The following is a 24,289-nucleotide window of genomic DNA, read 5'->3' on the forward strand; positions in this document are numbered from 1 at the left end:
CAAAACCACAACATATTGTGGTTTAAGTGCTCTATTTTTCGTTTTTACCACAACGTGTCATCAGAATCACAGTCTCAACGTGCCTTGAGTAGACAATAATGATGTCGTGGGGAGCTGGTGGTTCCTTGGCGGCTGGATATATTTTATAAATTATATCAAATTATCAATTAGGTCTTTTAAGTTTTTAAAACCTAAATCATTTATAACAATATTCATTTTTTTAGAATATGTATTGAGATATCGCTCTCCTTCAACAGAAAGAATAAAAGATTGCATACCTTGAATTTTTTTAGCTTCCAAATACCATTTATCGTCTTTTGTTTCTTTTATAAACAGTCCTATTGATCTGTAATACAGATCATCTTTTTGCTTTCTTCCAACAGTTAACATTCGAAAATTATCATCATTTTTAATAATGTTAATTCCAGTTATTCTTACATGGTTTGATATATTAAGATTGATAATTCGTGTTTTGCTTGCATTTAATCTTAAATAAGATAGTTTAAGAAGTTCACTTACTTTACTAATTATTTCTTTATTTATTGGTACAGTATCCTTAGAATTAGATCTATACGAAACCATCATATCGTCTGCATATCGAGTGTAAATAACATTATCCAAATCTAATTTTTTAAGCCATCCGTATAAAACACCATCAAAATCCTTAAGGTAAATATTGGCTAGTATCGGCGAAGGTTTTAATCCAATTGCAATACCCCTTTGTCCAGTAGAACATGATTTTACCAAATCTCTACATTGCTCTAATGTAAAATGCCCTACGCTATTTTTATTTATTTCATAATATAATGTATTTATAAGCCTATCATGAGTAATACTCTGAAAGAAATCCTTTATATCCATAGAGATAAAGATATCATTGTACATATGTGTTTTAGCATTCGTAACAATGGATCTTTTTTTTATATATGCTTTGGCAAAAATTGATTGCTTGAGCCTTTTTTGCAGTGAGATATTAACCTTGTCATGATATTTGATAAGGTCACCATTTCTATCTTTATATGTGGTTATTTTTCTATAACCTTTCGCTTTAGGGATATAAAATGTGGATAAATCATTATTCATATATTTTAATCCCCCCATTCCTTTTGCACAATTGGTTGTATTAAAACCGAATATGATTTAAAAATCTCTGATGTGTTTTTCCTAATATCTACACTAATAAGATTATCATCTTCATTTTTTATATGAATTAGGTTACATGCATGCATAATATAAATCATAAAAAACAAAGCATTATCAAAGTTTAAATTTGGCTGATTATTAAATCTAATTTTTATTTTACCTTTTACTTCTTTATTTTGATCAACTATGGTATTTTTCAGCATTTTTATAAACATACTTTTAAATAGATTTTTCAATTCAACTATTCTATTGCATTGTCTAATCTTACAGCGGAATTCATCTATAGATAATAAAGAAAATACATAATTTTTAAAAACTGCATATTCAAAATTCACATAAGTATCTTTCGTATATGTAATATCAGCATTGACCCTTTTATATCCAACCCCAAATAATCGCATATTCGTAGTTTGCTGAGTGATTATTTTTGATTTTAGTTGATTTCCTAATTCATAAGGAAACATATTATTCGGAAAATAAGTATAATAGGTATTTCTATCTTTAGAAATACCAACTTTTTTTATTTGTGGGTAAAATCTTATAACTTCATTTTTAAGAATAGTTTGTTTTTTGCTCCAAAATTCTAAACTTAAAAAGGCAGATACTTTTTCTTCCTCTACAGAATATTTTTCTGGAACCAAAGTTATTATCTTACCTTGAAGATTTGTATTACTTGCAAACATAGCTAATTCGCCTGCAGTAGATATCGACTCATGTATAATAATAACGTTGGTAGCTGTTAGAGCAGCCAAATTCTCAATATTATATAGATTGAAAAGATTAATATCATAATAAGATAAAAAACTTTTTTTATCCCCTTTTTTAGAAAAATTAAAATACTTTTCTAAAATTACTACTCTATTCGAGCTATCATCTTTCAAAATTTTTTCTATTGCAATTCTTTTGTCGCTATCATTGTCATTAAAATTAGTTCCGCATAAAAATAAAACCCGAATTGGTTCTACAAATTCGGGTTTACTTTTAAAGATATATTCCATTATACATCCTCCATAAAAAGTGTCCCACAAAAATTTGTTAAAGTTAGTCACAAAAGAATTTGATTTTGTAAGGTCCAGAACAAGTCGTTCTGGCCGATAAATTAAATTCTCAAATATTTGAGGCATCAAATTCAAATTTTTCAAGATTGTGATTTCATTAACCTCAGAATGCTGAGGTGGCATAGAGCCGTACTGGGACACCATAATTATAGCAAAATAATTATACTAGAAAATCAATAAAAAATCAAATGCTTTACGACCTTATGTAGTATGCAAATGTATTTTTTAACTTTTCTTTGTTTCTATCTGTTCTTTCTTTTTCAGCTATTAAATTAAGTAACCCAATTAGATCATTTCCATTTAAATCAATATCAGCAGGGTTTTCGCATTGAACACTATTAAATTCTTCTGAAAATGATATCCCCAAAATTTTGAATTGTGTTTTTCCTAATGTAAATATAATTTCATTTAAATCTTTGTTAGCAATTAAATTCAATATGTTCTTTTCTAAATAATCATAAAATATTTTCTGATTAACTTTAATTTTTTTAATAATAAAATTAACATCTTTATCAGAAAAATGGACTTTTATGTTATTTATTTGATCATGCAAAATTATAGTGGTTTTTTTTATTTTTACAGCATAAAAACCATGCGAAAACTTAATTTTATCTAAATCAAATATAATAGGTTGATAAAAATACAGTTCCTTGCTTAAATAAACTTTCTCATCAGAATTGTTTTTCTTTATAAACTCACTTTTATCTTTATCCATTTGCAATAAGTAATTTTCCATATATCTTCCTTTTATAGTTTTTAAATATCTTATACTTTTCCCCTTTAATTCATGGGAATCAACGTCAATATTGTTTATCAAAATTTGTTCACATCACTATACAATTGGTTGTTGCATTTTTTCTGAACAAGGGTGTTATTTTTCACATTGTTTAACACTCCTTTTATTAAAATCTATTATATCATCCTGCTTAGCTTTTTGTTCTTACCTCCCTAATCTCAAAGTTATTTAGTTTACGTCTGTTTTCATCCGACAACTGCGGAATAGAAATATACAGATTTTCCATAGTTCTACTTAAAGCTACATAATAAACTCTATGGCTTTCATTACCCATATCAGGGTTAAGTAAAAAAGATAATTCAGTTTCTTCGTTATATTGTTCTTTAGGTTCCAATAGCAGTAAAACGTTTTTAAATTCATCACCTTTAGCCTTATGGATGGTTCTAAATTTACCATCATCATCGGCTATTGTTATCACACAAGCTACTTTATTATAGGTCAAGTTTTTATAATAATTATTAGCTTTTCCACTTGTTACTTTTGCTTTAACACCATAAAATCCAAATATATAATTATTATAAAGTTCCTTAATATTAATTTGCTGTATTCTTGAATAAAGATTATATAATCTTTTTAAATTTTCTAATGTAGCCTTGTCGTCAAAATCTTTTATTTTCCGATAAGCTTTTTTCATGTATTTAATTGCATCTTTAAATTTATCTTGTTTGCAGCATTCTAATGAATGAATTATATAAAATATCATCTTCCCACGATCTCCATCAGAAAAAATAAATTCATCAAATATATTCTCAGAAAAATAATTATCAATACCATACTGTATCATGTTGCATAATTCATTCTTAAAGGATAGTGTATACAATTCATCTTTATTACATAATTTAATTGCCTCATTATACGAATCAATAAAGCCCCCTATTAAAATTGTAGGTTTGTGTCCATGTTTGTTTTCTGGCGATTCTTGATGAAAATTTTTATCATTTCGCATATAATTTAAAATGCCTATTATTTCTTGTGTGCTACGATGATTATCTTCAATATAATATGTTTTAAGTTCTGGCAAGTCAAATTCAGTAAATTGTGTCACATCTGCACCTTGAAACTTATAAATTGATTGACACTCATCACCAATAACTCCAACAATAGTTTCTTTTTCAGCAATAAGCTTTAATACTTTTGTTTGAATAGGATTAGTATCTTGAAATTCATCCACTAAAACATATGGAAATTTACCTCGAATAATCTCTAAAATACGAGGGGATTTTTCAATTATCTTAATGCTTAAAAATAACACATCATCATGGGATAACAAACCTTTTTCCCAACAAATTTTTTTGTATTCTAAGTAGGAATCCTTTTTAATATTGTAAGATCCAACTTTTCCTTCCCAAATTTCTTTAAAGCGCAATATTAGTTCTCCATCGTCTAAATACCAATGTAATTTAGATAATTCTTTAGCTAATTTATTATTATCATTTAGCGCATATTGCCTTGTTCTCCGCTTCCATTCATTCATTATGCTAAATGTTGGCACTATGTCATCATGACCATCAATATTAATAAAATCAAATTTATAATCATCCTCAAGAACCCATAAATAGGGATTAACAATATTTAGATATAAAAAGCTATGAATTGTAGTTACATCTACATAATCTATAGATTTACCTAATCTGGAAATTATTGTTTCTACACCAACATTAGTATATGTGATGCAAGCTATTTTTCTTATGTCAGAAATCTTATCAGATTTTTCAATAATATGATTGATATGATTAATAAGAAATCTAGTCTTACCAGCACCAGGCCCAGCAACAATTTTAAAATGATTCGAAATATTAATTCTTTCGTCGCTATCTTTTAATTTTTTTGCTACTGACAAATCCATTTTATCGCCTCACTTATATATGTTGGGACTACAAAGTCAAAAACTTTTTCTTTAGTGTCACTACTATTTTTAATATTACTAGAAATAATATATGAAAGCTCTTGTGCTACTTCACCTTTTTTGATTGAATTTAAATATCTTGCTGCAATAATATGTTTTGCAATTCTTGATGGTTCAAGTTTCGTTATTTGTAAAAAATTATTTATTATATCTTTAAATTTACCATTACGCATATTTTTCACTAAATCTTCTGTCTGTGATTTGTTGATATCATCATGATATTTTTCCATCATATTCTTAATTTCTTCTTTATTTGCTACTGATTCGGTAAGTAATTGATCACATTTAATGTTCTCAAGTATCATTTCATACTCAAATGTAGAGCCCTCTTTTTGCGTATAAACTCTAATTAAATCCGTTTTCTCTCTTTGCTGATACAATTCAGTTAAAGGATTGGATGTTTTTTTATATTCATAATTCAATTTGTCACTTTCGAGTAAAAAGGGAAAGCAAGATTTCCAACTACTATTTTCATCATCTTCTTCTGTTGTTTTATCCTTAATTTTTTTCATCACTGGATCCTTATCCGTAAGACAGACTATTTTTTTAGGAATTGCATATTGACTCTTATTTGTATCAAATAATTTTAAAAAATGATTGAAATATCTTCCATTAACATTTATAACCGAAACATGTGAATCAGTTAAATCTAAATTGCTATATTTTGCAAATTCAGGTAGTAATAATTGTTCTGCAATACCCTCAACAAAAACAATGCTTTTTGCAAAGAACATGTCGGCTTTTGTGACGTCCAAAAACCTTTCTACATATTTTTTTGATGCTTGGTCTTCTTCACTTTGAGAAAAAACTTTGCCTGGATATGCAATTTTTGTTTCATCCTCAGATTTATATAAAACTATAATGGAATCCAAATCCACCGCTGCTGTTATGCTAGGGGAATGAGTCGTAATAAAAATTTGTCTCACTTCATGCATACTATTCTCATTTAAAAACTTCAAAAGCTTATATTGCATATTAGGATGCAAATGTGCTTCTGGTTCTTCTATTGCTAAAACAGGAAAAACTTTAGCATTATTACCCATATATTCTCCTGAAGCATTCTTTTGCATCTTTGCGAGTAATAATGATATATATATCAGATTATTATATCCCAACCCATTACGTGTTGCAGGAAGTTTTACTCCTGTTTTATTTTCCACTACCAATCTCAAAGCTGAATACAGTTCTGTATCTAAAATTTTCCCATCAAAAGAAGGTGTTATATTATCAAAATCAGCACCTGTTTTCTCGGCGTATTTCAGCATTTCTTTTTTGCCGCCACTCATCCTAGTATGTAAATCTGCAATTAATACATCTGCTTTTTTTGAGAAATCTTTCTTCTTTAGGCGTATTTGTTCTTGTTTATCCTTTTTGCTTAATTTTTCATCAATTTTAATATCATAATCCATATAAAAATCAATAACTTCTCTTAATAACGTATTCCTTCCAGTAAATAAATCTCGTTCCACATCACGAATGGCATCTAAATATTGATAATCAAACTTTTTTATACTGTCCGAATCAACTGATGTCCTATGTTTATGATTTCCGATGAAAATTTTTGATGTATATTTTCTCAAAAAAGTAGTTTCTATTTCTCTCCAATAATCTTCAATATCTTTATTTGTTAATTTTCCTATTATTGATTTATAGTCATCTTCCTCTTTATCTGGAAGTGAAAATTCATATGTTATTGTTGCTTCATATGGTTTTTTAATTTTTGTTAGCCAAGTAGCAACCGTAATCAAGTCTTCCGAATATTCTTCTTCATTTTCCGATTCAACTAATTTTGCACTAATGACAATTTTGGGTGGGCTTGTCTTTAATTCTTCAATACTTGTATTATGATTAAAGTCATCAATAGATAATCTCTTAGAAGAGCCCTCTGAAAACAATAATTCTAATGCTTTAATAATAGTGGTTTTCCCCGAGTTATTAGCACCTACAATAACATTTATGTCCTTAGTGAATTGTATCTTTGTACTTTTTTTAAATCCTCTAAAATTTGTAAGGTTTAACTCTTGTATATACATATTAATCCTCCTTCAACCCATTATTACTCTTATATCTCTGCTGCCCAGATGAAGTCTTTTCAATCGCGACAACGCTTATATCATTACTTTTGATATAGTTGAGAAATAAGGTGCCAAGGAGGAGTCTGTTACTTCGTGATATTCTATTCCACTCGTATCCTTTGAAAAGATCACGAACTAAGAATATTTCACCAGATTTAATGTTAGTTAATTCTCTTTTTGCCATATCTAATAATTCATTTACTGTTGACAAAATGATACCTCCTAATCGAGATAATGATATAAACATCATTGTTGCTATAATTGTATATCTTTTCCAAATGTTTTACAACAATAAAACGTCACATTAGACACAATTTTACAGAATATATAGAATGAAAATAACAAAACCACCAACAATAAAGTCCTCAAAACTTTAAGGATTTTATTCTTATCAGTTTAAATTCAACAGGAGCAGGGAAGACACCCTACTCCTGTTTTAATGCCTATTCATAGTAGTCCACTTCTTGTTTTACCACAATTCCCGAGTGGAATTGTATCTCTAGCTTCATATTTTAACCCTATTCATAGTAGTCAACATCTTGTTTGACCACTATTCCCGAGTGAAACTGTATTTCCAGTTTCATGCCCTTATGTACCCTTATGGAGGAAATCAGTCTTTTCACAAGGTCTTGGTCAAACTCTCTTACTTGTGGGTTAACATTACCCATCGTCTTGTCTAATTCCTCAACTCTTTGAACATAGTTTTCTGCATTTTTCTGCGCTTGTACCATCTTTATTTTTGCTGTTTTGAGTTCATTAATCTGTTCTGATAGTTTTTTATATTCTTCATCAAATTCTTCGCTGACAGCACCTTGTTTTGCGTTATTTTCTATGAGTGTAAGCATCTGCTGTTGCAGTTTTTCTATCTGTTCGTCATATTCGGTTGTAACACCTTGGGTACTGTAGTTACCTATAACTCTTATTACGTTTTCTCTGAAGGTACCTATAAAATCACCTGTATTTTCTACTACATTATTTATTGCTTTCATAATTGCATCATGGAGCTGCTCTTCCTTTAGGGTTGGTGAGTTCTGGCATCTTGATTTTTTACCTTGTTTCAGCCTATCCTCGCATCTCCATACTGCCGATTTGTCACCGTACTTGGACCATATCTGCCTGCGGTAGGCATGACCACATTCTGCACATACCATCAGATCAGTAAGTATGTATTTAGAACTATATTTGCTTTTCTCTTTTAATTCCCTGTTCTTTTTTCTTGTAACAGCCGCTTTATTTAAACTTGCACGTCTTGCTTTTTCTGCCTGTACTTGGTGGAATAACTCCTTTGGAACAATCGCCTCATGGTTATCCTCTATATAGTACTGTCTGACATATCCATCATTTTTCACCCTTTTCTTGGTGAGAAAATCTACTGTATAGGTCTTTTGCATACGTGCATCGCCGCAGAATTTTTCATTTGAAAGCATTTTGTCGATTGTTCCCGGATGCCATTGGTCAAGTCCTGTGACGGTCTTAATACCGTCTTTTTCTAATCCTTTGCATATCTGAACAATACTGCTGCCCTCAAGATACTCCCTATAAATTCTTTTTACGATTACTGCTTCTTCGGGTACCACCACAAGGTTGCCGTTTCCATCTTTTGTGTATCCTAAAAACTTTTTGTGATTCACAGAAATGATTCCATTTTCAAATTTTCTCGTCAAACCCCATCTTGTGTTTTCACTGATGTTTCTGCTTTCCTCCTGTGCCTGACTGCTAAGTATGGTGATTAGCAGTTCTCCACCGCTTTCCATTGTATTAATGCCCTCTTTTTCGAATATGACGGGGACATTTTTCTCTTTTAGCTTTCTGATGTTTTGCAAGGCATCAACCGTGTTTCTCGCAAATCTGCTGATCGATTTGGTAAGCACCAAGTCTATTTTCCCCTCTATACAAGCATCAATCATGGTGTTAAAGTCATCACGTTTACTTGTCTGTGTGGCTGATTTTCCATCATCAGCAAATATCCCGGCACATTTCCAATTCGGGTTGCTGTTTATCTTATTGGTGTAATAATCAACCTGTGCTTCATAACTCCCTTCCTGCTGTTCCAGCAAGGTGCTTACTCGGCAGTAGGCGGCTACACGCAGTGTTTTCTGCTCTACTCTTAATTGTCTGTCATATTTCATTTGCGGCGGTATGATTGCCACTGTCTTTTTAGCTGCAGTCATTTTTCTCATCCTTTCGCTTGTATTCTAAAATCTCACTGATTTTCAGTCCGTTTATAAATTCTGTTTCCACTTTACCGTCTTGATAGATGATGATTTTATCTATCATACCTTTGAATAATTCTTCATCAAATTCTGTCAACGGGTCTTGACCGTCTAATATTTCTTTTATCTTCTGTGTCTGTATTTCGTAGCTGTCTATCTTAGAAGTGCTGTAAGTAAGTTCTGCTCTTTTAAAGATTAAATCCGCCAACTCTTGTGATGAAAATTCCTCATCTTCTTCAAACCGAGTTATTTGATTTTCTATCTCAAGCAGTTCTTTACTGATTTTAGGAGGTTCTTTTTTATAAGGTTTATCTAGTAATCGTTGATTTTTAATAAGCTTATTTGCTGTACTTATAAAAACCTTTTTTAATTCCTCATCGGTATAGAAGAGATTTCTGCATAGTACTCGGTTCTTAAATATATATTTTTTGCATTTCCACCTGTTCTTTTCGCAAGCCTTACCGGAATGTTCCGTATACTTTCGATACGGCTCTCCACATTCTCCACAGTAAATCTTGTTAGCTTGTGTCAAGACATACATAAAAAAATAATCTAATCTTTTATACAATCTATAAAGTTCCAAACAATTTCAAGGCTATTATCAGGAAAGACATTTATTCTTTGAATTAACTCAGCAACAAGCTGTTGGGTAAGTACCTGCACTCCTACATATTTGCCTAAATGTTTTGCTGCATTATCCTCAACTACAAAAGTTGCATTTAGTTTTTGCAGTAAGGCAGTTTTCTCATGTTCAAAATCTGATTTCTTGTGAGATAACTCCGCCGTTTTTTCTTTGAAATCTTCTTTTGACAATTTGCCATCTGCCAAACTCTCAAAGAGTGAAGTCTTTTTACAATCAAGCTGTTTTATCTGCCTTTCAATATGTTCGATTTCAACTTTATAACTATTGTTTTGAATTTTGCCTTTATTCATATCCTGAAAAACAAACAATCTAATTTTTCTTTGAATTTCAGACAGCACAAAATCTTTTAACTGTTGCTCATTGATACGAACATCTTTACACTCACAAAAAGTAACAAACCTTCTTGTTGCGCAACGAAAACAAGGTTCTTTTATGTTTTTGAAAAAAGTAAGCGTTCGCCCACAATGCTCACATTTTAATAATCCTTTAAACAGGTTATAGTCTGCGATTGCATATGGCTTAGGCCTATATGATTTCATAACCAGCTGCGCTTGCTCCCAAACTTCTCTTGAAACAATTGCTTCATGAGCATCTTCACAGATTATCCACTCACTTCTTGGAACTTGTATTGTTTTCTTTGTGTTAATATCAATTTTAGTTCGTTTGTGGCTTATTTGTTTGCCTGTGTAACGCTCATCACTAAGGTAGCGATGAACAGTAGCATTCGTCCAAATAGTGTTTTCTCTGCTTAATTTCCAACCTCGCAACCTATCTGTGCCTTTTTCTTTATGATACATATAAGGAGAAGGCACACCTTCGGTATTAAAAAGCACAGCTATTTGCGTTGCTGTTTTCCCCTCACAAGCAAGCTCGAATATTCGTTTTACAACAGGTGCTGTCTCTGGATTTTGTATCAGCTTATTTTTTACATTTGAAGACCGCATATAACCATACAACGGCAAAGTGCAAAGATATTCTCCTTTTTGAAACTTAGATTTCTGCACTGCTCGTATTTTCTGGGAAATATCTCGGCTATACATTTCATAAATCAAAGCCTTTAAACCAACATCAACGCTTGCAGTACTACCTTTGTAATTATTGCTATCGTAATCTTCATTGACTGCAATAAACCGTACTCCTAAAAAGGGAAATACTTGGTCAATGTAGTTACCCACTTCGATAAGGTTTCTGCCAAATCTGGAAAAGTCTTTGACCATTACAACATCAATGGTTTTACCAGTCAGCTTAAGTAGTTTATTCAGTGCTGGACGATCAAAAGTTGCTCCGCTGTATCCATCATCAATAAATTCCAAAACCTCAAATCCTTGTAGGTCTTTTTTTGTGGAGATGTAATTTCTAAGTAAATCTCTTTGATTGGAAATGCTGTTACTTTCTCCCTCATTTATATCTTCGTTGGATATTCGTAGATATATCGCTATGGTTTTCATTATGTAGCACCTCCCACAAACTCGGTGAGAAAAGCCAATTCATCAGAAAATTTCCATATGATTTCTACATCGTTATATCCACTGACAATAATTTTGTCAATCATCAATTCAATAAACTCACCACTTAATACTGTAGTATCTTTTTGTCTCCTAAAAGCCTTGATCCACTCATTTTGAGGGGATAATATTTTTTCATCTAATGCCTGTGCTTTTAGCAAGCTATTTTTGGCTTCTTCCAGTTCCTCAGCTTGTTTTAGATAGTCAGACTTCAAGCGGTTGTACTCTACTAGGTCTATGATGCCGTCGTTGTAATTTTCAAACAGGGCAGAACATAACATCAAGTTCTTAGAAATCAACTTTTCCGTATTTTTTAAATCGGTTTTAATCTTTTTCTGTTTAGCTTTGTATTCTTTTGTACTTCTTAACTTTTCAAGTTTATTTTCCAATGAAAAAGTCAACTCTACTTGTGCTCTCAAACTTGAAAGAATTGCATCGGTGAGCTCCGGCTCGCCCAAACATTTTTTACTACATTTAGATAATTTCAAGTTATGTTCATATTGATTACAAAGAAATGTGTATCTTACTGTTCCGATTTTAGAGACCCCTTTGTAACGTATCATTTTTTGCCCACAATCAGCACAGAATATTTTCCCTTTAAAGATATTTTCCTTAAATGGGTATTTCCTACTATAATTATTTTGCTTTGCTATGCTTTCAGACATCTTTTCTAAGTTATGAAAAGTCGCCTCATCAATAATAGGCTCATGTGTACCATAAACCACCACATACTGTTTTTTATCTTTCTTAGTAAGGGGTAACCCGTTGCAAAGGGATTCCACGGTTTTCCCCTGCGTCACATTTCCTGTATAAGTAAAGTTATTTATAATTTGCTTTACCATTTGTCCCTGCCACATCGTAGCTTTTCCCGTTGGAATTTTCTTTGCCTTGTATCTAGAGTTTTGGTAATTATACACCGATGGAGAGGGAATACCCATTTCATTTAGTTTTCTTGCAATTAAAATATAACCAATGCCTTCAGTTTTCCACTTGAAAATTTCCTTTACAATAGGTGCTGTTACAGGGTCGATTATTAAATGGTTTTTCTGATCCGTATTTTTCATATAACCATAGGGAGCAAAGGCACCGATATATTCCCCCTTTTGCTGTTTTTGATGAAGAACAGTAGCCGACTTATGAGATATATCCTTTGCCACCAAGCTATTGACGATATTTTTAAGGGAAGCAACCATATCATCACTGCTACTATTTTTCAGAGTATCATAATGATCGGTGATGGCAACAAAACGTACATTTAAAAACGGAAAAATCTTTTCAAGATAATAACCGGTTTCAATGTAGTTTCTACCAAAACGGGATAAGTCCTTCACTACGATACAATCTATCTTTCGATCTCTCACATCGTCCATCATCTGCTCAAAAGCAGGTCTTTGAAAGTTTGTACCTGTGAAACCGTTATCTTTGTAGACGGAATACAGTTTCATATCCTGTTGAGCATTAACAAACTGCTCCACCATATATTGTTGTGTTTCAATGGTTTCACTCCTGTTTGTGCCACTATCCTCTATAGAAAGACGGATATAAATTGCTGTGTTATAAACGTGTTCTATTGGTTCTAGAATCGCCTGAGCCTTGTTTTTTCTGCTTACTCTTGCCATTATTATACCGCCTCCTTCACTTTGTTTCGGGGCGATATTTCTTTTTCCATACTTTGAATCAAAGAAAGAGCAAGGTCAAAGTTGTACTGATATTTAAAGCTGATCTCAAGCCTTTTATCGTCATAAACCGTTATTTTATCAATGAGGTTGACCGCTATTTTTCGGTCAATGGTGTCAATATTTTGGTAGAGCTTGAATTTCTCTATCCATAAGGTTTCCTGGGTACGATTTAGCACCAGCTTATCAATTTCTTGCTTTAAATTTGTAATTGCCAATTCTGCGGATTGTTGCTTTTCATCATAAACAAACTTCAAACGAAGATACTCATTTTTATCCAGGATACTGTCAGAAAGATTTTCAAAAAGTGCTGTTTTTAAATGCTCATATCGTTTTACCTCATCTTCCTTGCTAATAATTTGAACATTCAGTTTCTTTACATTAGTACTCTTATATGGGAGCGTATCAATGTATTTCAGTATACGTTCCATCTCCACAATGTTTGCTATGTGTTGTCTTAACGCAACTACCACACCTTCCGTAATAGCTCCATCACTGATACGATGGCTTGTGCATTTCTTGGTAGTCCTATTTTTGCCACACATATAGTAAAAATAGGTTTTCCCATTCTTGCACACACTACTGCGAACAAGCTGATTGCCACAATCTGCACAGTAGAGAAGTCCCGAAAAGGTATAAACCTCTGTTTTATTCGGAGCAACCCTTGTATCACTGATTAAGAGTTCATTCACAATGACAAAATTTTCTTTTGTGATAATAGCTTCGTGATTATTTTCAATCCTTATCCATTCATCACTTGGTTTTGTTACCGTCTTTTTCACCTTGTGATTCGGGGTAGTGCGTTTCCCTTGTACCAATGTCCCTACATAAAATTCGTTTTTCAATATACGCCCAATAGCCACAGCCGACCATTTTGCTTTTGCATTGGTTTGGAAACTTGTTTGATACTCCATCCCACAAAATTTTTTATATTCCATAGGGGACAGAATATCCAGTTCGTTCAGCTTGTCGGCTATTCTCTGCTGACTTTGTCCCTCCATTTTCCATTTGAAAATATCACGGACAATATCAGCGGCATAATCATCTATTACAAGTTTATGTCTATCTTCAGGGTGCTTTAAATACCCATAAACAGCAAAAGAGCCAATGAAATCGCCCTTTTTGCGTTTGATTTCCAACTGGCTCCGAACCTTTATCGAAATATCACGCAAGTAAGCATCATTTATCAAACTGAGAAAAGGCAGTAAAATATTATCACTTTGGCTTCGGCCGTTGATACTATCAAAGTTTTCATTGATAGATATTACTCTGATACCCAAAGCAGGAAACACTTGATCTATGTATTTTCCCACTTCCACAAAGTTACGACCAAAGCGTGATAAATCCTTTACCACAATGCAGTTGATAACACCATTCTCTGCATCAGCAATCATTTTCTTAACAGCCGGTCTGTCAAAGTTGACACCACTATAACCGTCATCAACGCGTTCTGAAACAACCTCGATGTCCGGCTTGTCCTTTAGAAAATGATGAATCAAATCTCTTTGATTGCCGATACTGTCGCTTTCTGATTTATCCCCATCTTCTTTCGAAAGACGAAGATAGATACTTGCACGATATTTTGTATCTGTATTTAATTCTTCCATTTTGAAACCTCCATTATGTACCCGAAAAGATCGGAACGATTGCATCGCAATCGACATTTTCAAAAAGAAAATGTACTGAGTAAATGTAATTCCCCAAAAACATTCACAATGGATTTTCAAAGGTCTGCTTATTTGCTTTTAAAGATATCACTTTAAAGCGCTAAAGTCAATATCTTTCCATTGTGCTCAAAAATAATTTACATCGTTGCAAGATAATGCTCCAATCTATCCTCTAAAGTTGCCGATGTATTTTCGGCAAAGGATACCTTTACTACCAAATCACCGCATTTGTAGCAATACGGGTTACCTATCTGCTCAATAAAGCTGCGCAGTCGTTCTTCTTTGGGAAGTGATGTATCCACAACAACATCGTTAATATCTTTGAGTGTGGAACGGTCAACAGTTCTCACATTTACTTTTTTCATTGCTTCAAAATCAATACCATTCATATTTATAACCTCCAAATCTTTTTCTTTTCTTAATCAAATACAACACCATGCCCCACAAGAAGTTATTACCCTGTGGGGACAAGTCTTGCATCTCATTTGATATACAAAGGCATAAAATTTGTGTTTATTCTAAAATAACATCATCTGCCTTTAGTAGTACGTTTTTTATTAATCTGTATCGTATTTTCGGATAATGGGTATCTGAAAGAAGTCAGACCACAGAAGGTGGCTTTTGCAAAGCAAAAGTACTGAAGGATTATCCTACTGCTCGCCCCCAATACGGGAGTATAGAAGTTAGCTTACAGGTTTATTCACCACAAATGATGATGCAGGCTGCATTATTCCGCCGATAGGTGTTATGACAGGTGACTAAGCTGTCCACCATATTCGCAGAATATCCCTTTTACCGTTGGACACGGATTGATGTCTTACTTTACTTGAGATCTTGGCATATTACACAGAACCACTGTTTTTTGAAGTCCATAGACTGATCGCTCATACCCTTTGATGTTATCTTGTTTACAAAGCCAAACGCCTTGCAGGGAGTCTTGACGGTCTTACTTCGGTGCTCACACAAGTAAAGCAAAAACTTCTATACCGATATTCAATTTTCAAGCTGCAACGAGAGAACAAACCTTAGTAAATTTACCCCTCTACTATATAGGACAGAAGTAAGGCAAAAACGTAGGCTATTTTTTAATTATTTTTAATTTTTTTAAAACTTTATTTATCGAAAGACGAACAGCGCCCTCGGAACAACGCTCTTTTCTTGCAATTTCAGTAAAGGAATATCCTAAAATACGATTGAGATAAAATCTTCTTTGCTGAACAGGTGTGCAGCTTTTAATCACATCAACAGCGGATTTCAATTCTTGCCTTTGCATAGCTCTTTCTTCCAAGGATGTTGTGCGAAGGCTATGTAAATATCCAGCAATATCACTTTCCACATCTTCATCAGATGAATGTCTTTCTTTCTCTTTGCGTAAACGCGCAATCTCTTTTCGTTCTTCTTCAAAAAGTTCAAATATTTCAACTGAAACCTTAACCCTGATTTCTTTCCCCTGAGAGTTTGTTATCGTTACATAAAATGACATATCTTTTCCTCCATTATTTGAATTTATTAGGGACAAATTCAAAAATGGAGGGGAACGACAACGAGGGACTATTCTTTTAAATCTGAAAACAGAAAAAAATGCTATATCTTTATGATAAAAAGATATAACACTGTTTAATTTTAAATTATCTATTTTTATTAATACATCATTTGATAAAGTGTAGCTGAATGGCATAAAAATATCTCCGTAAGAGGAGCTATTCTTGCCCTTGGCTGTCATCTTAAGATGGCTGTCATAATTCCTCAATTGCAGCCTATAATGGCATAGAAAAAGGCAGTGTCAGGAGCTTCGTTCAAGCGCCAGCACTACCTCTTTCTTTTTATAATTTTCTTACAGAAAATATCCTTTGCCAGCCTCAGTTTTTAAATCTTTTACAATAATACAAAACAAACCCAACTCAAACAATATCAGTACACTGTCGATCATGAATAGAATATATTATATCATTTCAGATAATCCCTTACTATTCAGTAGCCTAAAACACCCATTTTGCTACTATATATTCGGATCCAAACATAACACTCCGGGTTTCCTTCCATCTCTTGTCAAAGCTACAATAAGGTATTGAGTCTGACGACACCTCTTTTGGACTGATTACGTCTATAATAGAAACCGTCAGCCATCCTTCTTGTTGCAGCGTTCATTTCAGCGAGCTGAACCACTGATATTTCAGGGCGTTCGTGTCACCAAGCAAATTGAATCGGCAATGAGCAATTGGAGCCATTGCCTATGGATAAAAATGCAATTAGAATTGATATCTCAAAAGGAAAAAGCACGATTGCAATCATGCGTTTCTTCTTCTAGATCAAATCATATGATTTTTACTTTAAGACCAAGCTCATAACAATTGTTTGACATGTATAACATCCTATTGATATAAATTCATCATACTAAGCCAAAAAATTACTATGATATGCCATATTGAAATCCTTCTTGTTCTATTGAATCATATTTCCTTTACTGTATTTTATTTATTCTATTTGGTTATAGTACCAACATCTAGTAAAAAATTATTAAAACTGTTCATTTTAAAAAATTGTCTCTCCATTGAATTTTACACTGCTTTTATACCTCACTTTCTACATAATTAAAAATTTTTTCTTTATCAATATTATCTGTAGTAATATCCAAGGCTTTTGCAATAATTAAAATTCCAATCACACTCAAAATTAATCGTAAAATAGAAAATTTCCACCCCATACTACTCGTTTCGAATAAAAACATTGGGACTTTTGTGGTCGACCAAGCTCCAATAAAAACAAATACATTAAAAAAGGATGCTCTCTTTTTAAGTAACGTAACCGCAATAGGAAAAGATACATACAAAGGCCCTGCCGCACAAGAACCTAGCATAAAAGCAAGAACAATACCTTTCACTCGGGAATTCTTACCCATATATTTCATCATTGTTTCTTTTGGAACCCATACATCGAGCAACCCTAATAGAATAAAAACGGGTGGTATGACATATACCATTTCCAAAAGATTTTTCTTGGTTATTACCATAGCTGCATACCCTTCTGAAGGTTGAATGATACACATCAAGGCAATGATAATAATAAGAATAAGCACATATTCGTAGCTTTTTAAAAGATTAGTAGTACTTTTTTTCATTAAAGTATTCCTCCTACTATAAGCGCAGCAATGATGGAAAAAACAAATGCAAAAATATTTCTTTTAATAGCTGTTTTTTTACCAAAGCATGTAATTTCGAGGGGTAGCGTTGCCACCCCTACCATCATTAAAGTTGATATAAACATTGCAATTTGACCATAACCCGCTCCGTTTTCCAAAAGCGAAGCTGCAAGAGGAAACGCTGCAAAGCCAGGAATCAAAGTTATGGACCCTATAATTGCAGCAATACACAACCCTATTCCTCCTGAAGATGCACCTAAAAACTCTGCAATTACTTCTTTATCTAAAATTGCAAGTATAATACCAATCAACAATAAAATTGCTAAAAGCTGAGGAAGCATATTCTGAAGTGACTTCCATGCTTTTTTTAATGCCATTTTTGTTTTCTTCTTGTCTTTACTTGCAGAAATTAACAACAAGGTTCCTGCAATGCCGTAAAACACCATCGTTAACAACAAATCACCTCATTGTTTGTTCATATAATATAGGAAAGACTGAAGCCGCTCTTTTGCCCTAATATCATTGCTACCCTCAAAACTTAAAGAAAGAATTGGTACTTCACATTTTCCTTGCATCAAATTTATAATCGTTTGGGCATTTTCATACAAAGAAGAAATATCAACCACCGCTTGACAATTTTTTGTACACGCATGCTTACTAAATCGATAAGAAGCATTTGCTCCTGTCAGTTTCGGAAACTTTTTTTCAGCTTCACAAAATAACATATCCAAGCTTTCAGAAAAAGAACTATTCTCACAAAGTAGTTTAGAAACCATGCTCATTTGTTCTTCACAGCTTTTCACAATTTCTTTTTGAGACTTTGTCTCAGCACGTTTTTTCCATAAATAGCATAAATATTCACTTAACGGCATCCATTGTATTCTTTCTCCCTCCTCCTCCATAACTTCTAATAATTTTTCATTCAAAAAAGAATTATACAAAATATACGGCTCCCCTATTACAGAAATTTTCTTTTGTTTACATAGTAAAATATTTTTCGCCAACGCAGCCAGATGTTCAATGGTAAGTTTGTCGTAAGAAAGTACCTGTTCCATTAATTCTTTTCGCTGCGAAATTGGGGCGGACAAAATTGCATCACCTGCTAAAATTGCCATAAAAAATTCTTCAAAAAACTCACTTTCAAAAGGAAGAGTTTCCAAGGTTGCTGTCACCAATTTTATTTTATCATTTTTCGGAAGAAAATCGTAAATAACCCTTGTATAAATTCCGTCCGACTCGCTACCCTCTGTTTGTGGAATAAAAATTTGTATTAGCTCCTTCATTTGCTGTACTGCTGTCAATACATCTCCCACTAAAGCAGTAAAGGATAAGTATTCTTTTGAGCGTGTCTTGCTTCTTCCCAATGCAAGGCTCTGTGCATTGGTCTGCGGCAAAACTTCTGTACTATATCCATTTTTGTTTAATCTGTTGGAAATAATCTGACTATATGGGTACAAATATGGTAAGTATAGTTTTTGATCTTTTTGCGCCTTATGTAATATTTCCACCTTTTTTTGGGGTAAATCAGAGAAAAACTCTTTTCTATGATTTACATAAACTTTTGGCTGTGCATTTAAACTGTTTAAAAAAGCCTCTATCCTTGTTATAACACCAACTTTAGAAAAATGTTCATCCACTTCAATATTTAAATAAGGCTTTTCTCCCATTTCTTTATGGAATAAATGGGAAAGCATAGTATCTGGTCCGCAGCCATGATTGGTAAGATATACCCCATACAAGTTCGGATGATTTGCAATGAGTTTTGCACCCGAAAGAATATGTTGACCAAAAGGCCAATACAAATTTCCATACTCTTTGGAAATATCCATGCTATGTGCCGGAAGATGAGAAAGGGTAATGACTTTATATCCTCTTTTCAACAATTCCTCAGGTATACCCATATTTAACACAGGGTCATCTATTCCATAGGTTCGTGTCACAATGACAAGAACCTTTTCATCAGGATTTAAACTATCCAATAATTCTTCGCCCAATTTTTCCACTTGCTCTGTATGCTTTCTGACAGCCATCGCACCTCGCATCAGTGCGGCTGCACAAATAGGCTTTACTTTTCCTAAAGAAACTCCCACATCAACCATTGCATCCGCCATTGCTTTCTTGCCAAAATCAAGGGAAAACATTGGATTTAATAATACTATTCCCTGTTTACCTAGCTCCATATTTTCGAAAATCAGCTTTGGCGCAGATTGCATATACATACAACCATAATTATGATACACTTTGGAGCATTCATGTTTCATGGTTATTATGCTTGGCAAGAAAATATAATCTACCTTCCTTTCTGCCAACCAGGCCATATGTCCATAGATCAATTTCACTGGGTAACAGGTTTCTGCTTGCGCATATTTTTGCGATAATGCGATAATCTGTTCATCGGTTTCTGGTGATAGTAAAACGTTGTATCCCAACGCCTCAAAAAAAGCCCGAACCATTGGAAATAATTTGTGTACAACCAATACATAAGGAATCCCAATTGTTATTTTATTTGAAAAAAGCTCTCTTTTATATCCTTCCAATAAGTATTCCTTTGCTTTATCATAAAAATTTGTATTCAATTTTATATTAATATTTTCAGAAAAATCTTCATTCTCAGCAAAATGTGATAAATCAAAGCCTTTGAATATCGTTTGTTTTTCTCCAATTTCTTCTGCTGCAAGCACTGCCACACCATAAGCACCGCTCACTGAAAAATATGGCGAAACCATTACTTTTGCACCATAGGCACCTTGGAACGCAGCAACAATCGCAGGGTTATAACACACACCACCTTGCAAAACAATGTGATTTCCAACAGGCTTATTTCCAACCACCTTAAACAAATAATTATGAATTACAGAGTGACACAAGCCTGCTAAAATATCTGCTTTTCCTATACCATTAGAAAGACATGCGGCAATATTACTATCAATAAAAACCGTACACCGTTCTCCCAAATCTACAGGGTGTTTTGCAGACAAAGCTATTTCCCCATAATCATCCAGCCTTACTTCTAATCGATTCGCTTGCTCCTCAATAAAAGAGCCTGTGCCAGCGGCACAAATCTTGTTCATCTGAAAATCCTTAATATAACCATTTTCGAGCTGAATATATTTGGAATCCTGACCGCCAATTTCAAAAACTGTATCTACCTCTGGACAAACGCAGACAGCAGCTTTTCCTTGCGCAGTAATTTCATCTTTAATAAAGTCCGCGCCTATCATTTTCCCAACAAGATACCTGCCCGAACCAGTCACGCCAACGCTCTTAATAATAAGAATATTACCAAATCTTTCTTTTATAGATTGAAACCCCTCTTTAACAGCGCCTTGGGGATCTCCCTTTGTTCTTAAATATTGAAAATCCACTATTTCTCCGTCTTGATTTATCAAAACAATATTGGTACTGGTAGAACCCACGTCAATTCCCATACTGCAACAAACGCTTTCTTTCACAGGAACGCACACAGGTTCTTGAATAACAGTATCCTTCGAAAGGACTAAAGATGGCAATCGCAAAATATTACTATCTGAAACTTGTGTTTGCAAATAATGATCTATTCTTTCGTCACAATCTTGCAAAGTAAAGGAACCAATCTTCTCTTTTGCCATGCTTGCTGCACCTATGGCCTGAATGTACTCACACTCCTCCAATACAATTAATTCTTCCTCTGTTAATTCAAAAATTTCTTTCACCGCTTTTATTACGCCGCTATTGTGAATAATTCCACCACATAAAGCAACAGGTTTTTCCACAGGAAGATTTTTTATAATCGTTGATTTCAAATTTCTAATGGTAGCATAACAAAGCCCAAGCAAAATATCTGGAGTAGAAACCCCTTCCTGTTGTCTGTGGATAATATCCGTCTTTGCAAAAACAGAACATCTGCCAGATAATCTAGGAACAGCAACAGCCTTTGCTGCTATTTTAGAATAATCCTCTGTTTTTAAGCCTAACCGATACATCTGATCCTCAAAAAATGAGCCTGTGCCTCCGGCACAATTTTCATTGACAGAAAACATAGGCGGCGTATCCTCTCCCAATCGTGTTAAAAATCTTGCATTTTGTGAACCAATTTCAATGGCTGATTTTGCACTTGGGCATAGCGCCGATAAGCCTTTTTCAATCGAGGGAATATCTCGGGCAATCCAAGTTTCATCTACAATAAGCTTAGCATTTGCTCCAGTCAGTAAAATTTGAACCCTTTTATTTTTATATTCCAAAGCAATTTCCGAAATAATTTTCTTGGCAGCTTCGCAAGGCTTGCCAAAATGTAAAAATTTATTTTTATATAAAATTTCTTTCTTTTCATTTAATATAACTGCCTTTATTGATGCGCTACCCATATCAAGACCCATAAAATAATTCATCTCATCACCTCATAAAAAAAGCAGAAGCCACGCCCTCCGCTCTTTTTCGCTTATAATATTCTTATTTCACAACCGTTAAAAGCATTTTAAAGCGTGTAATTGATTTTACAGCATGGGGGATGCCTGCTGACATAACAATCCCCTCCCCGGCCTTTGCAGTAAATGCCTTTCCGTCAATGATTATTTCTGCTTCTCCATCTAAAATAACAGCCATTGCATCTCCCGGCGCCGCATGAGTATTCACCCCCTCGCCCTCATCAAAGGCAAACAGCGTAATACCAACTCCAGGTTTTTGCGCAAATGTAAGGCTGGCCACTTTTCCTTTTTCATATTCAATTAAATTTACAAGCTCAAACGGCGTAGAATGTGCTACATTTTTAATTAACTCTGACATAATTTCTCTCCTTTATTCGTTAACAGTAATTTGCAATACTTTAAATGATCCTTTTCCACCAATCGCATGAAGGGTATGTGCAGGTACCGAAAAAACATCGCCTGTTTTTAAATGACTCATTTTTTCTCCCTGCTTAATTAATGTTTCTCCCTCTAACACATAGTACAAAGTATCCCCAAAATATTCTTCCTCGCTGACCGTTTCTTTGTCTGCAAACGTGAATAACGTAACATAAATATGTTCACTGGAAGATAAAAGCATACTAACAACTTGATTTTTTTTTGGTGTTATCATTTCAGAGAAGCATTCCGGGTTGTCAGTCGGTAAATTTCTTAGCGTTGCCATAACATTCTCCTTTACTCCATTATAATTGATATAATTTCTTGCCGTATTTCATTTAGTTGATTGCTTTTTGCATTTCTTTCTCCTTGCGGCGGTAAAATAAATTGCTTTACAAGCTTACTTGGTCTTCCTGATAACACAAGAATGCGATTTGCCACAATGATAGCCTCATCAATTTCGTGCGTTATAAACAACACTGCCTGTTTACGGGCATTCCATACGCGTAAGAGCATATTGAGCATCTCGTGTCGTAAACAATAATCCAAACCCTGAAATGGTTCGTCCATCAAAAGAATTTCACTTTTATAGTAAAATGCCCTTGCAATTCCACACCTCTTTTTCATTCCTCCAGAAAGCTGGCACGGCTTGTATTGTTCAAAATTTTCCAGCCCAACATCATGAATCAGGTTTCTTATTTCTTCTTTGTTTTCCTGATCATTTACCAGACTGATATTTTGCCAGACCGTTCTCCATGGCAAAAGTCTATCATCCTGAAATACAAATGAAATTGCATGGTCCGCTCCCGCAACGAAACCAGCCTTCGGTTTTTGAAGTCCGGCAATAATATTGAGCAAGGTGGATTTCCCACATCCTGATGGTCCTAGCACTGCAACGATTTCATTATCCTCCACTTGAAAGCTAATGTTTTTTAATACAGGCAGCTCCCCAAAATTTTGGCTTATATCCTTTACTATTAGCATTCTAAATTCCCCTTATTCAAAAATAATTTCCTACAAAAAAAATCCGAAAGATAAAATAACATAACAATAACAATGGACCAGGCAATAATATTTTCCGGCTCAATATTAAGTCTTGCTAATTTAATCATTCCCCCTATGCCATCACTTGTTGTTAACACCTCTCCCATAACAGCAATCTTCCATCCGCTTCCCAATGCCACCTGAAATGCCGAATGAAAATATGGCATAATAGAAGGCAAAACCACATGCATGAAACGTTTTTTCTGAGAAAAGCGATAAAGCTGTGCCATTTGTAATAAATTTTTTTCAATATTGGAGATGCCTTCACAAATATTAATTGCAATAATCGGAAAGGTCGACGTTATCACAATAAAAATTGCAGGCCTTCCGTTAAAACCAAACCAAACAAGTGCCAATACCACCCAAGAAACAGGTGGTATTGTTTGAAAAAGCCCTATGATTGGTGATAAAATCCCTTTCATATGAGAATTATATCCCATTATAATTCCTAATATTAATCCTACTCCTATGCCTGCAGTAAGCCCTATTGTCAGCCTGATTACCGTAATTCCAATCATTTGGTAAAACTCTAACCCAGAAAAAATATGTAACAGGCTAGTAAAAACACTACTGATTGTTGGTACAACAAAAGGGGGGAAGAATA

20 protein-coding genes are annotated in these 24,289 nt (G+C 33.7%); all 20 read right to left on the reverse strand.

Annotated features, from left to right (window positions below):
* Positions 1–150 precede the first annotated feature (150 nt).
* On the reverse strand, positions 151–1,083 hold the full coding sequence (locus CPRO_RS08605) for a reverse transcriptase domain-containing protein (RefSeq protein WP_066050436.1): 933 nt from the start codon (positions 1,081–1,083) through the stop codon (positions 151–153).
* 5 nt (positions 1,084–1,088) lie between these two features.
* On the reverse strand, positions 1,089–2,141 hold the full coding sequence (locus CPRO_RS08610) for a hypothetical protein (RefSeq protein WP_066050439.1): 1,053 nt from the start codon (positions 2,139–2,141) through the stop codon (positions 1,089–1,091).
* A 253-nt stretch (positions 2,142–2,394) separates the two neighbouring features.
* Positions 2,395–3,018 (reverse strand): hypothetical protein, encoded by a 624-nt coding sequence (locus CPRO_RS08615; RefSeq protein ID WP_143149005.1) that lies wholly within the window; start codon positions 3,016–3,018, stop codon positions 2,395–2,397.
* A gap of 109 nt (positions 3,019–3,127) precedes the next feature.
* The gene (locus CPRO_RS08620) at positions 3,128–4,843 is read right to left on the reverse strand and encodes an ATP-dependent helicase (RefSeq protein ID WP_066050446.1); all 1,716 of its coding nucleotides are present in this window, start codon (positions 4,841–4,843) and stop codon (positions 3,128–3,130) included.
* Positions 4,828–6,936 carry an ATP-dependent nuclease gene (locus tag CPRO_RS08625; protein ID WP_200777684.1) on the reverse strand — a complete coding sequence of 703 codons (2,109 nt, stop codon included), beginning with the start codon at positions 6,934–6,936 and terminating at the stop codon, positions 4,828–4,830. Before CPRO_RS08625 ends, CPRO_RS08620 begins: the two co-directional genes overlap by 16 nt.
* 1 nt (position 6,937) lies before the next feature.
* Positions 6,938–7,189, reverse strand: a complete 252-nt coding sequence (locus tag CPRO_RS08630) for a single-stranded DNA-binding protein (RefSeq protein ID WP_096348681.1) — start codon at positions 7,187–7,189, stop codon at positions 6,938–6,940.
* Positions 7,190–7,496: 307 nt separating this feature from the next.
* A complete protein-coding gene (locus CPRO_RS08635; protein ID WP_330383822.1) occupies positions 7,497–9,149 on the reverse strand; it encodes a recombinase family protein in 1,653 nt (550 codons plus the stop codon).
* Positions 9,136–9,759, reverse strand: a complete 624-nt coding sequence (locus CPRO_RS08640) for a recombinase zinc ribbon domain-containing protein (RefSeq protein ID WP_066050456.1) — start codon at positions 9,757–9,759, stop codon at positions 9,136–9,138. Before CPRO_RS08640 ends, CPRO_RS08635 begins: the two co-directional genes overlap by 14 nt.
* A complete protein-coding gene (locus CPRO_RS08645) occupies positions 9,744–11,282 on the reverse strand; it encodes a recombinase family protein (protein WP_066050459.1) in 1,539 nt (512 codons plus the stop codon). Before CPRO_RS08645 ends, CPRO_RS08640 begins: the two co-directional genes overlap by 16 nt.
* Positions 11,282–12,958: a recombinase family protein gene (locus tag CPRO_RS08650; protein WP_066050462.1), complete on the reverse strand. Its 1,677-nt coding sequence runs from the start codon at positions 12,956–12,958 to the stop codon at positions 11,282–11,284. Before CPRO_RS08650 ends, CPRO_RS08645 begins: the two co-directional genes overlap by 1 nt.
* Positions 12,959–12,960: 2 nt before the next feature.
* Entirely contained in the window at positions 12,961–14,622 is a 1,662-nt protein-coding gene (locus CPRO_RS08655; protein ID WP_066050464.1) for a recombinase family protein, read from the reverse strand.
* 197 nt (positions 14,623–14,819) lie between these two features.
* Entirely contained in the window at positions 14,820–15,071 is a 252-nt protein-coding gene (locus CPRO_RS08660; RefSeq protein WP_066050466.1) for a DUF6870 family protein, read from the reverse strand.
* A gap of 689 nt (positions 15,072–15,760) precedes the next feature.
* The gene (locus CPRO_RS15320) at positions 15,761–16,360 is read right to left on the reverse strand and encodes an RNA polymerase sigma factor (RefSeq protein WP_159430687.1); all 600 of its coding nucleotides are present in this window, start codon (positions 16,358–16,360) and stop codon (positions 15,761–15,763) included.
* A gap of 891 nt (positions 16,361–17,251) precedes the next feature.
* Complete coding sequence (locus tag CPRO_RS08670; RefSeq protein WP_066050473.1) at positions 17,252–17,800, reverse strand: permease; 549 nt, start codon at positions 17,798–17,800, stop codon at positions 17,252–17,254.
* Positions 17,800–18,267: a permease gene (locus CPRO_RS08675; RefSeq protein ID WP_072743685.1), complete on the reverse strand. Its 468-nt coding sequence runs from the start codon at positions 18,265–18,267 to the stop codon at positions 17,800–17,802. Before CPRO_RS08675 ends, CPRO_RS08670 begins: the two co-directional genes overlap by 1 nt.
* Positions 18,268–18,285: 18 nt before the next feature.
* A complete protein-coding gene (locus tag CPRO_RS08680) occupies positions 18,286–22,188 on the reverse strand; it encodes an acyl-CoA dehydratase activase (RefSeq protein WP_066050479.1) in 3,903 nt (1,300 codons plus the stop codon).
* Positions 22,189–22,249: 61 nt separating this feature from the next.
* Positions 22,250–22,582, reverse strand: coding sequence for a cupin domain-containing protein (locus tag CPRO_RS08685; protein ID WP_066050484.1), 333 nt, complete (start codon positions 22,580–22,582; stop codon positions 22,250–22,252).
* A gap of 12 nt (positions 22,583–22,594) precedes the next feature.
* Positions 22,595–22,927: a cupin domain-containing protein gene (locus tag CPRO_RS08690; protein ID WP_066050487.1), complete on the reverse strand. Its 333-nt coding sequence runs from the start codon at positions 22,925–22,927 to the stop codon at positions 22,595–22,597.
* Positions 22,928–22,938: 11 nt separating this feature from the next.
* Complete coding sequence (locus CPRO_RS08695; RefSeq protein WP_066050491.1) at positions 22,939–23,625, reverse strand: ABC transporter ATP-binding protein; 687 nt, start codon at positions 23,623–23,625, stop codon at positions 22,939–22,941.
* Positions 23,619–24,203 carry an ABC transporter permease gene (locus tag CPRO_RS08700; RefSeq protein WP_236782332.1) on the reverse strand — a complete coding sequence of 195 codons (585 nt, stop codon included), beginning with the start codon at positions 24,201–24,203 and terminating at the stop codon, positions 23,619–23,621. The genes CPRO_RS08695 and CPRO_RS08700 overlap by 7 nt, the downstream gene beginning before the upstream one ends.
* Positions 24,204–24,289 lie beyond the last annotated feature (86 nt).

The organism is Anaerotignum propionicum DSM 1682, from assembly GCF_001561955.1.
Classification (GTDB): Bacteria; Bacillota; Clostridia; order Lachnospirales; family Anaerotignaceae; genus Chakrabartyella; species Chakrabartyella propionicum.

Excerpts from the sequence above, each read along its gene's own strand:
- CPRO_RS08655 (WP_066050464.1), bottom strand. The coding sequence starts at position 14,622 with ATGGAAGAATTAAATACAGATACAAAATATCGTGCAAGTATCTATCTT.
- CPRO_RS08645 (WP_066050459.1), bottom strand. The coding sequence starts at position 11,282 with ATGAAAACCATAGCGATATATCTACGAATATCCAACGAAGATATAAAT.
- CPRO_RS08620 (WP_066050446.1), bottom strand. The coding sequence starts at position 4,843 with ATGGATTTGTCAGTAGCAAAAAAATTAAAAGATAGCGACGAAAGAATT.
- CPRO_RS08675 (WP_072743685.1), bottom strand. The coding sequence starts at position 18,267 with ATGGTGTTTTACGGCATTGCAGGAACCTTGTTGTTAATTTCTGCAAGT.
- CPRO_RS08685 (WP_066050484.1), bottom strand. The coding sequence starts at position 22,582 with ATGTCAGAGTTAATTAAAAATGTAGCACATTCTACGCCGTTTGAGCTT.
- CPRO_RS15320 (WP_159430687.1), bottom strand. The coding sequence starts at position 16,360 with ATGCCATTCAGCTACACTTTATCAAATGATGTATTAATAAAAATAGAT.
- CPRO_RS08690 (WP_066050487.1), bottom strand. The coding sequence starts at position 22,927 with ATGGCAACGCTAAGAAATTTACCGACTGACAACCCGGAATGCTTCTCT.
- CPRO_RS08605 (WP_066050436.1), bottom strand. The coding sequence starts at position 1,083 with ATGAATAATGATTTATCCACATTTTATATCCCTAAAGCGAAAGGTTAT.
- CPRO_RS08670 (WP_066050473.1), bottom strand. The coding sequence starts at position 17,800 with ATGAAAAAAAGTACTACTAATCTTTTAAAAAGCTACGAATATGTGCTT.
- CPRO_RS08635 (WP_330383822.1), bottom strand. The coding sequence starts at position 9,149 with ATGACTGCAGCTAAAAAGACAGTGGCAATCATACCGCCGCAAATGAAA.
- CPRO_RS08680 (WP_066050479.1), bottom strand. The coding sequence starts at position 22,188 with ATGAATTATTTTATGGGTCTTGATATGGGTAGCGCATCAATAAAGGCA.
- CPRO_RS08660 (WP_066050466.1), bottom strand. The coding sequence starts at position 15,071 with ATGAATGGTATTGATTTTGAAGCAATGAAAAAAGTAAATGTGAGAACT.
- CPRO_RS08700 (WP_236782332.1), bottom strand. The coding sequence starts at position 24,203 with ATGATTGGAATTACGGTAATCAGGCTGACAATAGGGCTTACTGCAGGC.
- CPRO_RS08650 (WP_066050462.1), bottom strand. The coding sequence starts at position 12,958 with ATGGCAAGAGTAAGCAGAAAAAACAAGGCTCAGGCGATTCTAGAACCA.
- CPRO_RS08610 (WP_066050439.1), bottom strand. The coding sequence starts at position 2,141 with ATGGAATATATCTTTAAAAGTAAACCCGAATTTGTAGAACCAATTCGG.
- CPRO_RS08625 (WP_200777684.1), bottom strand. The coding sequence starts at position 6,936 with ATGTATATACAAGAGTTAAACCTTACAAATTTTAGAGGATTTAAAAAA.
- CPRO_RS08695 (WP_066050491.1), bottom strand. The coding sequence starts at position 23,625 with ATGCTAATAGTAAAGGATATAAGCCAAAATTTTGGGGAGCTGCCTGTA.